The following is a 10,467-nucleotide window of genomic DNA, read 5'->3' as shown; positions in this document are numbered from 1 at the left end:
CAAGCGACACACCGTCAGCGGCCTCGATCAGGTGATCCGTTGTCGTACTCATCAGGTGACTCCTACGGGGAGGTACACACCTAATTCATGACACTCCCGCGCCGACGTCTACCAGGCCACGTTCACGAGCGTGAGCATCTGGCGCCCGCTTGGACGACTCGTTCGGCGCGGCTGAACTGGCCCGAGCCTGACGGGCGTTCAGTCTGGAGTTCAGTCAAGTGCGTCGAGGGCGGCGAGGATGTCGGCCGGTTCGGCGCGGGTGGTGTAGTCGGTGTGGACGAAGGCCCAGCGGATGGTGTCATCGCGGTCGATGACGTAGCTGGCGGGGAGCGGGAGTGTGCGGGGATGGCCGCCGTTGACGCGCTGGAGGTCGAAGCCGAGCTTGTCGTAGATGGCGGCGAGGTCGTCGGGGAGGTCGAAGGCGAGGCCGTACTGCTTGGCGGTGTCGGAGCCGATGTCGCTGAGTACATCGAAGGCAAGTTCGTGCTTCTCGGTGAGCGAGAGGGACTCGTCGGGGATCTGCGGGGAGACGGCCATCAGGCGGGCGCCGCGGGCGGTGATGGCGTCGTGGTGCTGCTGGAGGGAGCGGAGGGCGATGTTGCAGTACGGGCACCAGGCACCGCGGTAGAAGGTCAGGACGACCGGGCCGTCGGCGAGCAGGTCGTCCAGGGCCAGGGTCTGCCCGGTCGCCGAGGGCAGGCTGAAGCGGGGGGCCTGTGCGCCGACGGTCAAGGCGCGGTCGGCCTGGCCGGAGTCGGCGAGTTGCTGGCCGGCCCGCTGCATGATCTCCCGGATCTCGGCGGGGATCTGCTGCTGGCGGGCTTCGTAGAAAGTGCGCAGTTCGGTGTTGAGGGTGGTCATGGCGCTCGTCCTCCTGGCTGGTGACGGGGGCGGGGTCGGACGCGAGTCGGACTTGCGACCAGTGCCGACATCATATCCTGAAACGATCGTTTCAAGATAATGGCATGCGTGACCCCGCGCCAGCCGTGCGGAGGTGTCGATCGGTCAGAGGCTCGTGGAGGGAGGTGATCCGCCAGGGCGAGGGTCCGGATGAAAGCGGCGAGGCGGACTGCGCGGCGGGCGGGGAAGCGGAGTAGTGGGGACGCTTGGGACCCGTAGGCAGCGGTCACATGGCTGGTATGCGATTCATGGGGCAGGATCGCGGCGCCTGGTGGCGGTCCGGCGGAACGTGGACGAATCCGGACGCCACTGTGCAGGTGGGCGTCGTACCTCGCGAAGTGCTCGTCAGTTCCTTTGCGGGGCGGTGGCCGGGGAGTATCTTGGAATCCTTATTTCAAGATGGCGGGGTGAAACATGCCGGACATCAAGCACTTCGATCCGGACGCCACCCTGGAGACCGTGGTGCGGCTGTTCTGGCGGCAGGGCGTGGCCTCGACCGGGATCCAGGACGTCGTGACCGCGACGGGCCTCAACCGCTCCAGCCTGTATGCCACGTTCGGCGGGAAGCGGGAGCTCTACCTCGCCGCGCTGCGCCGCTACCTGGAGCAGGGCTCGAGGCCGATGTTCCGCCGCCTCGCGGAGGACGAGCGGGGACTGCCGGCCATCTCCGAGTTCTTCGACGGGCTGATCAAGGCGCGGTGCTCGGGGGAGTACGCGGGCTGGGGGTGCATGGTCTCCAACGCGCATGCCGGGGCCGAGAACAGCGACACCGAGGTCCGCGCCATCCTTGACCAGCATCACCAGGGGCTGCGGGATGCGCTGTACGCGGCTCTTGTCACGGCGGAGGAATTGGGGCAGCTTGCTCCGGTTTCCGCCCCGGACGCCGCGGCTGATCTGCTCGCCTTGCTGGCTTATGGCGTGAACCTGCGTTCCCGCGCCGGGGCCGACGCCGCGGCTCTTGAAGGGACGGTGACCGCTGCTCTGGACTCGATCGGCGACCGAGCGGCTGCTTGACATGCGATGTATGAAGACCGGCCCGGCGCAGAAGTGCCGGGCCGGGGTGTTTGGTGGCCGATCCCTCAACTGGTGGTCGCCGTCCGGGGCCTTGAACGCCCGGAGAGCGAAGTTGAGGACCACCGTCACCACGACGTTGAGCACGAACGCAGCAGGGGCACAGGGCATGTGAGTCACCTGAACGACGCCGCGCGGCGGATCCGCGACGGGCGCGACTTCGCAATGGTTGCCGCCCTGCGCCCGGGATGTCCGTGGCTGATGACTACCGCGTCTACCTGGTCCTCGGTGGCCCGCTCCAGCAGCCGCGGTACGGTCGCCGGCCGCGCGCCGGGTCCTCGTCATGCGCATCCGCCCGAACGCAGCAGACAGCACCCCCGCGAAGATCACCGCGGATCAGCCGACCCGGAATGAAACGCGAAGGCTGGGGGGTCGGGTCGTTCGGACTTGTTGATCAAGGTCGGCAGACGCGCTGTACGAGGTCCTGCCAGCCCTGTGCGGTCCGCTCCTCGGTCTGGAGGGCGGCTTCGGTGAGGTCGGACGCCGACAGGTAGAGCAGGAGGGGGCCGTCCAGGGCGGCGGAGAGCTGGACGGCCAGGACGTCGAGGTCGGCGGCGCCGAGGTGGATCTGCCCCAGCAGCATGCGGATGTGCATCCGGGAGAGGGCCGTCTTTGATCCGGTTGGTACGGGTTGTCTGCCGTCCAGCCCGGCGCGGGTGATCTCGCGGTGTTCGATCATGAAGGCGATTCGGGCCCGGCCGTAGGCGATCAGGCGGTCCAGCGGCTCAGCGCCCGGGCCCAGCGGCGGCGGCCCGGACAGCACCTGCTTCTGGAAGGCCCGCTCCTCGTCTTCCATCAGCGCCTCGAAGATCCCCGCGCGGGTGCCGAACCGACGGAACACCGTCCCCTTGCCCAGGCCCGCCCGTTCGGCCAACCCGTCCATGGTCAGTTTGTCCGCGCCCTGCTCGGCGAGCATCTCGCGGGCCGTGGCCAGTAGATGCAGCCGGTTGCGTACGGCGTCGGCACGCTCGACGCGCGGCGCTCCCACCAAGGGCAAGACGGGTCGATCCACAGGACTCACTCTACCGGCAGTAATAGCAAGCGGGGTATAGTCCGTTTATGCTGGCGTGCGGCGACACCGCCGACACGCCACGGGGCCCTCCCCGGGCCGCAACGCACTGACTTGGAGACACTGATGAGCCTGTTCCGTCTGGACGCCAGCATCTTGCCCGCCACCTCGACCAGCGCCGAGATCGCCGACGTGCTGGAAGCCGAATGGTCCGCCGCCCGCGCCGGTGAGCCGGTCGTCCGCCGCCACCTGGGCACCGATCCGCTGCCGGCCGATGCCTGGATAATCGCGACCGCCGCCCGCTTCACGCCCGAAGGCGAGCGCACCCCGGCCCACCTCGACGCCCTCGCCCTGGCCGCCGATCTCGCGTCGGAGCTGACCGACGCGGATGCCGTCCTGCTGGCGGTGCCGCTCTACAACTTCGGCGTCTCCCAGCACTTCAAGACCTGGGTGGACCTCGTCGTGGCCGGAGCCGGACCGGCTTCCGACGGCCTGCTGAAGGACAAGCCCACCGTGCTGGTCACCGTCCGCGGGGGCGGCTACGGACCTGGCACCCCCCGCGAGGGCTGGGACCACTCCACCCCCTACCTCCGGCGCATCCTCGGCGACCTGTTTCAGGGCGACCTCACCGTCATCGAACGCGAACTCACCTTCGCCGCCACCAACCCCGCCATGGCAGGCCTCAAGGACCTGGCCGCCCAACGGCACACCGAGGCCCTGGACGCAGCCCGCCACGCCGGCCGCACCCTGGCCGCCAAATGACTGATGAAGATCGGATTCATCTACCGGGACTCGCCCCCACCCGGGCGGAACTCGGGGTCCTGGATCTGCTTTCCCCGCTTTGGTCTTCCGAGAAGGACGAGAAGGAAAGTGCTGCCGTGGACAACGCCACCGTCATGCAGCGCCGGGTGCCCGCCCGCGGGCCGGTGCTCCATTCGGAGCAGGATCGGCACCTGTGCGGCGATCAACGTGATCACGACGCCTGCCGCAGAGTCGTCGAGAGTCCGTCCATGAAAGGGAAGCGAAGTGGCTGGCATGGGTGATTACGGGCACGACCTCGAGTTCGGCGTCTTCGTCGAGCCGGCCGCCCGTTCCGCGGACCAGGTGGTAGCCCTGTCGGCGCTCGCCGAAGAGGTGGGGTACGACCTCGTCTCCTTCACGGACCATCCCTACTCGCCACGCTCTCTGGACGCCTGGACCCTGATGTCCTTCGTGGCCGCGCGGACCGGTCGCGTGCGACTGTCGGCCAACGTGCTGAGCCTGCCGCTGCGGCCACCGGCTGTGTTGGCGCAGGCTGCCGCGAGCCTCGACATTCTGAGCCACGGACGCGCCGAGCTCGGCATCGGTGCGGGCATCGCCTGGGACGCGATCGAGGCGATGGGCGGCCGGCGCCTCGATCCGGGCGACAGTGTGGAGGCTCTCGAGGAAGGCATCCACGTGATCCGCGAGCTGTGGGACGCCGGTGAGCAGGGCGGCGTGCGGTTCGAGGGCAAGCACTACCGGCTGGCAGGCGCCTTCCGCGGGCCGGCGCCGGTGCACGACATCAGCATCTGGGTCGGCGCGTTCAAGCCCCGGATGCTGAGGCTGGTCGGCCGGCTCGCGGACGGGTGGTGGCCCACCACCGCCGGGCTCAAACCCGGCGACCTCGCCGTCGGCAACGCCGTGATCGACGCGGCGGCTGCCGGAGCCGGGCGCGAACCCCACGCGATCCGGCGGCTCCTGAACCTGGGAGCAGTCGACGCGCCCGCGCGCGAGACGGCCGCGGAGCTCGCCAGGCTCGCGCTGGAAGACGGGGTCGGGACCTTCATCGTGACCGTAAACGATCCACGCTCGATGGAGGACTTCGCTTCCGAGGTTGCGCCCCGCGTCCGAGAGGCTGTCGAGGAGGCGCGGCTGCGCGGGCCGGGCGCTCCGCCTGCACCGGTCGGAGCGGCCGCGGTCGGCATCAGCGCGCCGGCAAAGGCGGCAGCGGCACCCGGCGAGACCGAGGACGAGCGGTTGGGGGCGACGCCGACGCCGGACGAAGTGATCCGCCTCAGCGACCGGGCCCCCTGGGACGATTCGACGCGGCCGCGGCGGGACCGCTCGGGCCCGGAGGTGAGCTACACAGACCAGGGACGCCGCGCCTCGAAGCAGCTGATCAATGTGCACGACATGCTCCGGGGCGAGCTGTCGGACCTACGGGACATCGTGCGGCAGGTACGCGACGGGGCGATGCGGGCCGAGGGCGCCAGAGCGGCGCTCAACGAGATGGTGCTGCGCCAGAACGACTGGACGCTGGGCGCGTTCTGCGCCCGCCACTGCAACGCCGTGACGCAGCATCACGGCGTCGAAGACGCCTCCGTGTTTCCGCACCTGGCGCGCCGCGAACCGCAGCTCAAACCGGTGATCGACCGGTTGACCGAGGAGCACCTGGTTATTCATGACGCGGTCCAGGAGGTCGACCGGGCTCTCGTCCAGCACATGACAGGACCGGAGAACTACGACGCCATCCAAGGTGCGATCGATTACCTGACCGACGCCCTCCTCTCGCACCTCGCGTACGAGGAACAGGAGCTGTTGGAGCCGCTGGCGCGGCTCGGGTTCTACCCCGACCAGGTGCCCGTCAGGAGCTGAAGCGGTCGGTGTCCCTCGCCCCAGCACTGGCCGTCGACGACGAAGGCGCCGCGTATCTCGTGCCGTGCGTCGACAGTGCTCAGAACCGGCCGGAAGCGGTGACTGACCCTCAGGTCCCCGCCCGTGCTCTCGCCCAGGATGCCCACGACGCACCGGGACCGAGCCAAGGTCGCCAACTTGTGCACGTCAGCGACCAGATACTCGTTGTAGGCGGCAAGGGCGAAGCCGTCTGCCGGAAGCCCTTCGGAGATCCCGTCGGTGAGCAGAAGCCTCCACGGATCGATCGTGGCAACGCACATAGCGTCCCGCTCGACGACGAGCGACAGCCGGGCGGCGACCTGAGAACGCCCAGGACGCAGATTACCAACAATTGGAGTGGCTCAACGGCAGCGTGATGAGGGTCCTGCTCGACGCGGAGAAGACCTCAGGCCGACTGGCGGTGTTGCGCTCGACCACAGTGGGCGGCTCCGCTTCGCCGCTGCACGTGCCTGGTGCTGGCCTCCACCAGCACCGCGTCACAGGCAGACGCCTACAGCGCGGCCCATGGCGAGGAGAAATCCGGCCCTCGCGCGTGCGGGCAGTGGCAGTTGGGCCGACGGCTGGGCAGTCTCCTCCTCCAGCAACAACCCGTTGGTCAGGTCGAGGAGCGCTCGTGCGGGAACGCCGTAGACCTGGCGTAGATGCCGCCGCATGTGGTGGGAGATCGCCGCGATCCTGCTGCCCTTGGCGGCAGCTGACCTCAACCCCGCCCGCTCCCAGCGGCTCCTGGCCCGGTCCTCGGGACAGGCCAGGACGGCGGTGGAGCGTGGGACCAGAAGAAGGTCCATCTCATCAGGCACATGTGGAGCCAGGCCCAGGAAAGGCACATCGAGGCCGATCAGCAGGCAGCGGCCTGACTGGGCTGCCACCTGGGCGACCAGCCGGCAGAGGGTTTCGCAGCCGCGTACGGAGTCGGTGAGCGCGTGGCCATTGGGAATGGGCACGACCCTGGCCCCGGCGGCGTGCAGCGTCTTCCTCGTCTGGGCGTTCCACCGATGGTCCCGGTGAGGGTCGCCCTCAGGTACGTGAGCCGGAAGCACGACGAGTTGACCGGGCGGCAGTAACTTACCTCAGGGCTGTCAGAAAGGCCCGGTTGCTGAAGCCGGTGCCGGAACTGGCTCCGTAGAAGCCATCGTGCAGGGCAACAATGACGCGCGGCGGCCCGGACGCGCTCGACGCAGAAGGATCACCGGTCGTGCTGGCGCCGGCCGCCGTGGACACGGTCTCTACGGTCATGCTTTGTCCCTTCCGGCGACGGCGGATGCATGGGTCAGCGGGAGGCAACGGGCCTGGGTGATGGCGGGGCTGGCGACAGGCCCAGGCCGCGCCCGCTCTCGGCGCTGTCTGCCGAACCGTGGTGCAGGATCGGTGGGTTGACCGAGCCGTCCTGTACCTCGATGAGGAGAAGGCCCTCGCCCCTCCTTTGACGGGTGTGTGGTGGTGGTCAACACGATGGGTGGGGACAGCGGTGTCTGCGGTTCGCCGGCTCAGGCCGAGAGAATGCGCAGGACCAGCACGGCAGTCGAGGCAAGAAGCAATACGGCAGGGCTGGGCATGCCCTTGTAATCGCTCTTGCGCAGGTGGGTGCCGACCGCGCCGACGAAGTAGAGCACCAGGCCGATGGCGGCCGCGATGCCCAGTGGCGCCCACCAGATGCCGATCACCAAGCCGACCGCACCGGCGATCTCGCAGCAGGCCAGGAACGGGAACATGCCCAGTGGCACGCCGAGGCCGGTGAGGCCGTCGACGACCTGCTGATTGCGGGTGAGCTTGGTGTACGCCGAGGTCAGCAGCATCAGGGCCAGCACTATCCCGGCGATGCCGTAGGCGAGAGACATGTGTACTCCAGGTGATCAACAACGATTCACCGTTGAGGCTAGCAGATAGTTTAAGTTCCTCAAGTATCTCGGATATTTAATTGTTTGGTGTCTGGTAGCATCTGTTCCGTGATGGACGAGCGGCCCGGACTGGCACTGGCTTTCGCGGGCCGGATCGCCGGCATGCGCATACGAGAGGCGCTGCGGGCGCACGGCCTCAAGAACAACCACGCGCACGTGCTCATGGTGCTGGCCGACCAGGGAGCGACCGGCCAGCAAGCCCTGGTGCAGACCCTCGGTGTGGATCCGAGCGTGCTGGTCGCGATGCTCAACGACCTGGAAAACGCCGGGCTGGCCGAGCGGCGCCGCGACCCCGTCGACCGCCGCCGGCACATCGTGGAGATCTCACCGCGCGGAACGCAGCTCGTGACGGACGTCTACGCCAGCATCGCGTCCGTCGAGGCCGAACTGTTCGCCGCCCTGGACGCGAACGAGATCGACGTGCTGCACAAGTTGCTCATCCGCATCAAGGACACCGCGGGCGACGACACCTGCGACGCCGCCGCCGACGACGTACCCTGAAGCGGCGCCGCTCCACGGCACTTCGCCAGCACAGCGGAGGACGTCCGATCGCCCTGACCCTCCGGAAAGCCGGAGTGCCCGAGGGGACGTCAACGAGAGCCGGATCGCAGCGAGGGTGACCGTGCCCGTGGAAAACGGACGCTCTCTTGTCGTAGCGAGTCGCCACGGCGCGGGAGACCTTGAGCGCGTTGATGGTCCGCTCAACTTCGTTCCTGCGGGCATACCGTGCCCGATCGGCCGACGGACCGTCATGCAAGATCGAGGTTAGGGAGCGAACCGGGTCTCGGGCTCTGACACCGCGCCATCAGAAGTGCCTGCCGCCAAATGTCGTGAACATCCGCATGGTCCCCGACCGTCAACCGCTGCTGAAATGCAACATGAGGCCGGACGCGGGGATGGTCTAAAAGTGGCGTGCCCTGGTCCCAGGGCACGCCATCTACCGAGGGCGCCGCTTCGGCGGTACCGCACCGGGAATGACGTCAAGGTTCATGTGCTCCTTGAACAGGTGCACCAGGTTGGCTCCGTCGAGGAGTTCGAGCCGCCCGTGCTCGTTGGCGAACGCCTCGCCGGCCCGGCCGAACCAGGAGGTCGTCACCAGGATGCCTTTGGCTGCCCGCTTGTGTTCCACGACGCCGGCGAGTGCGGAGACGGTCTCGAACGGCACCACGTTCTTGGTCCGTTTGGCCTGGATGATGCACAGCCCCTTCATGATGGGGGCGGTGTTCATCGCGACCGCGTCCACGCCCTCGTCCTTCGACGGCTGGGTGTTCACGCTGTCCAGGCCGATGGCCTCGAACAGTTGCCGGATGAGGTGCTCGAACTCCGTGGGTGTCAGGTCCATCAGTACCGGCCGGCTGTCCAGGCCCGCCACGACGTCCAGGCTGTCCATGAGGCGGAACTTGGACAGGTCGAACGTGACCAGCGGGCGCACTGGTTCCAGCTCGTACGGGTTCGGTGAGATCAGTGACCGCAGCCGTTTCAGACAGGCCCGCGGGTCCACCTGTGTCAGAACCAGCTGACTGAACTCGTCCCGATCCGCCTGGAGCGTGATCAGGCACGGATGGACTTCACGTCCGGTGGCGCGGTCGATGGTGGCAACATGTCGGTTCAGGGCGATGGACTGGACCACGCCTTCGGTGTCGGAGGCAAGGAGCTCGTGCACCGTGCGCAAAGCGGTCTGCGCCAGGACTGACGCGTACAGCTCCTTGCGCTCTTTCTCAGGGCGCGGAACGGGCGTGATTTCGTCGCGCGTCTTCACATACCGGTAGTCGCGGGCTGCGGGGACCACGTCCTCCAGCGGCAGGTCGATCTCAACCAGTAGATCACCGGTGTCCGCCTGATACGAGACCTGATGGGTCTTCGGGAAACCGTGCGGGTACACGGAGGCGGCCAAGACCTGGTCGACGAACCACTCGACAGTCTCGACGTCCCTGTCCCGGTAGGCGTTACGGCGATGTTCGAGATCGGTGTTCCACGCCTCGACCCGGGCGGCCTCTTCCTGGCTGCGTTCCTCGTGTTGGGCGCGTGCCTTCTCCAGTTTCTCGACGCGTTTCTTCTCGTCGCGCGCATGGTCCCTCAGGGCTCTGTCGAACCGCTTGCGGGCGGTTTCGACCTCGGCGTCGTATCCGCGGCGTCCAAAACCGAGAGCGCCGAGCAGCGCTCGGGGTACCTCCGGCTCGTACTCCTCCCAGCGAGGTAAGGGCGCAGCTTTCGTCCGTCCCTTGGGCGGAACGAACAGGGAGGCAACGAATTCCTGCCTCAGCCGATCGAACGTCAGCGGATGTCCATCCAGTGCAGCTGTGCGCAGCAGCTTGGACAGTTGCTCGGCATCGTGCTCGGCCACGCTGGTGCGGTCGACAGCTTCCTGGGCGCGGGCCGCTTCGTGCGCGAGTTTCTTCTCGCGAGCCTTCCGCTTGGCCTCGGCCTCGGCGGCCTTCCGGGCCTTCTCCCGGTCCCTGGCCTGCCGCGCGAGTTCCTGTGCATATGGATCGTTCCCGCCCGCCACTGTTGTCCCCCAGCGACGGCCTCTCCACGCCGGCTGCACGCGATCCGGTTGCGGCGCCTCGCTTGCGGTGATGATGCGGCGTACGGTCCAACGCCTCTCGTGCCCACGTCCTCGACACACTCCAGGGTCAGCTCCAGTTCGTGCGAGGGCCCCTGGTGCTCCATCTGCGCGATGAGGTCGATTCGCTTCCCAGGAGCCACGGAGGTGAAGCGCTTCTCGCGTCCCTCCGATTCATGGCTGCCAGTGTTCGGTGCCAGCCAGCGGACGTCGGGCCGTCGATCCGTAGGGTGAGGCTGGATAGGGGCCGCCCTTGCTCCACCGTGATGGTCGCGGTGACGAAGTGTTCCTGGACGTCGCCCCAGATCCACTGCTGATCGCTCGCCCGGAAGACCGGAGTGGCCGCCTCGTCCCGAGCCTGGCGCGCGTCA

10 protein-coding genes and 1 pseudogene are annotated in these 10,467 nt (G+C 67.9%); 4 read left to right on the top strand and 7 right to left on the bottom strand.

Annotated elements, in window-relative coordinates:
* Positions 1 to 210: 210 nt before the first annotated feature.
* A complete protein-coding gene (locus ACWDO5_RS19365; RefSeq protein WP_450531541.1) occupies positions 211 to 861 on the bottom strand; it encodes a peroxiredoxin-like family protein in 651 nt (216 codons plus the stop codon).
* Between the two features lie 453 nt (positions 862 to 1,314).
* On the opposite strand from ACWDO5_RS19365, the gene ACWDO5_RS19360 reads away from it, so the two are divergent.
* Positions 1,315 to 1,914 carry a TetR/AcrR family transcriptional regulator gene (locus tag ACWDO5_RS19360; protein ID WP_450531540.1) on the top strand — a complete coding sequence of 200 codons (600 nt, stop codon included), beginning with the start codon at positions 1,315 to 1,317 and terminating at the stop codon, positions 1,912 to 1,914.
* A gap of 451 nt (positions 1,915 to 2,365) precedes the next feature.
* Here ACWDO5_RS19360 and ACWDO5_RS19355 read toward each other — a convergent pair whose 3' ends face one another.
* Complete coding sequence (locus ACWDO5_RS19355; RefSeq protein WP_450531539.1) at positions 2,366 to 2,983, bottom strand: TetR/AcrR family transcriptional regulator; 618 nt, start codon at positions 2,981 to 2,983, stop codon at positions 2,366 to 2,368.
* 123 nt (positions 2,984 to 3,106) lie between these two features.
* On the opposite strand from ACWDO5_RS19355, the gene ACWDO5_RS19350 reads away from it, so the two are divergent.
* The gene (locus ACWDO5_RS19350) at positions 3,107 to 3,742 is read left to right on the top strand and encodes an FMN-dependent NADH-azoreductase (protein ID WP_450531538.1); all 636 of its coding nucleotides are present in this window, start codon (positions 3,107 to 3,109) and stop codon (positions 3,740 to 3,742) included.
* 273 nt (positions 3,743 to 4,015) lie between these two features.
* Positions 4,016 to 5,596, top strand: coding sequence for an LLM class flavin-dependent oxidoreductase (locus tag ACWDO5_RS19345; RefSeq protein WP_450531544.1), 1,581 nt, complete (start codon positions 4,016 to 4,018; stop codon positions 5,594 to 5,596).
* On the opposite strand, the gene ACWDO5_RS19340 is transcribed toward ACWDO5_RS19345, so the two are convergent.
* From ACWDO5_RS19340 to ACWDO5_RS19330, 3 genes are all read right to left on the bottom strand, one after another.
* Positions 5,566 to 5,895 (bottom strand): hypothetical protein, encoded by a 330-nt coding sequence (locus tag ACWDO5_RS19340; protein ID WP_450531537.1) that lies wholly within the window; start codon positions 5,893 to 5,895, stop codon positions 5,566 to 5,568. The two genes, ACWDO5_RS19345 and ACWDO5_RS19340, sit on opposite strands and share 31 nt — an antisense overlap.
* Positions 5,896 to 6,111: 216 nt before the next feature.
* Positions 6,112 to 6,579 (bottom strand): hypothetical protein, encoded by a 468-nt coding sequence (locus ACWDO5_RS19335; protein WP_450531536.1) that lies wholly within the window; start codon positions 6,577 to 6,579, stop codon positions 6,112 to 6,114.
* A 543-nt stretch (positions 6,580 to 7,122) separates the two neighbouring features.
* A complete protein-coding gene (locus tag ACWDO5_RS19330; RefSeq protein WP_450531535.1) occupies positions 7,123 to 7,473 on the bottom strand; it encodes a DoxX family protein in 351 nt (116 codons plus the stop codon).
* Positions 7,474 to 7,584: 111 nt separating this feature from the next.
* Here ACWDO5_RS19330 and ACWDO5_RS19325 point away from each other — a divergent pair, with 111 nt between their 5' ends.
* On the top strand, positions 7,585 to 8,034 hold the full coding sequence (locus ACWDO5_RS19325) for a MarR family winged helix-turn-helix transcriptional regulator (protein WP_450531543.1): 450 nt from the start codon (positions 7,585 to 7,587) through the stop codon (positions 8,032 to 8,034).
* Positions 8,035 to 8,124: 90 nt separating this feature from the next.
* Here ACWDO5_RS19325 and ACWDO5_RS19320 read toward each other — a convergent pair.
* Together ACWDO5_RS19320 and ACWDO5_RS19315 are read right to left on the bottom strand one after the other, a co-directional pair.
* Positions 8,125 to 8,269: pseudogene (locus ACWDO5_RS19320) on the bottom strand (IS5/IS1182 family transposase); the annotation flags it as partial.
* A gap of 201 nt (positions 8,270 to 8,470) precedes the next feature.
* On the bottom strand, positions 8,471 to 10,039 hold the full coding sequence (locus ACWDO5_RS19315) for a restriction endonuclease (RefSeq protein ID WP_450531534.1): 1,569 nt from the start codon (positions 10,037 to 10,039) through the stop codon (positions 8,471 to 8,473).
* Positions 10,040 to 10,467 lie beyond the last annotated feature (428 nt).

It is taken from the genome of Streptomyces sp. NPDC000880, assembly GCF_053599675.1.
This window is presented reverse-complemented; position numbering and strand designations above follow the sequence as displayed.

What these genes read in the sequence shown, in the direction of transcription:
- ACWDO5_RS19365 (WP_450531541.1), bottom strand. Translation starts at nt 861, where the DNA reads ATGACCACCCTCAACACCGAACTGCGCACTTTCTACGAAGCCCGCCAG.
- ACWDO5_RS19360 (WP_450531540.1), top strand. Translation starts at nt 1,315, where the DNA reads ATGCCGGACATCAAGCACTTCGATCCGGACGCCACCCTGGAGACCGTG.
- ACWDO5_RS19350 (WP_450531538.1), top strand. Translation starts at nt 3,107, where the DNA reads ATGAGCCTGTTCCGTCTGGACGCCAGCATCTTGCCCGCCACCTCGACC.
- ACWDO5_RS19345 (WP_450531544.1), top strand. Translation starts at nt 4,016, where the DNA reads ATGGGTGATTACGGGCACGACCTCGAGTTCGGCGTCTTCGTCGAGCCG.
- ACWDO5_RS19340 (WP_450531537.1), bottom strand. Translation starts at nt 5,895, where the DNA reads ATGTGCGTTGCCACGATCGATCCGTGGAGGCTTCTGCTCACCGACGGG.
- ACWDO5_RS19330 (WP_450531535.1), bottom strand. Translation starts at nt 7,473, where the DNA reads ATGTCTCTCGCCTACGGCATCGCCGGGATAGTGCTGGCCCTGATGCTG.
- ACWDO5_RS19325 (WP_450531543.1), top strand. Translation starts at nt 7,585, where the DNA reads ATGGACGAGCGGCCCGGACTGGCACTGGCTTTCGCGGGCCGGATCGCC.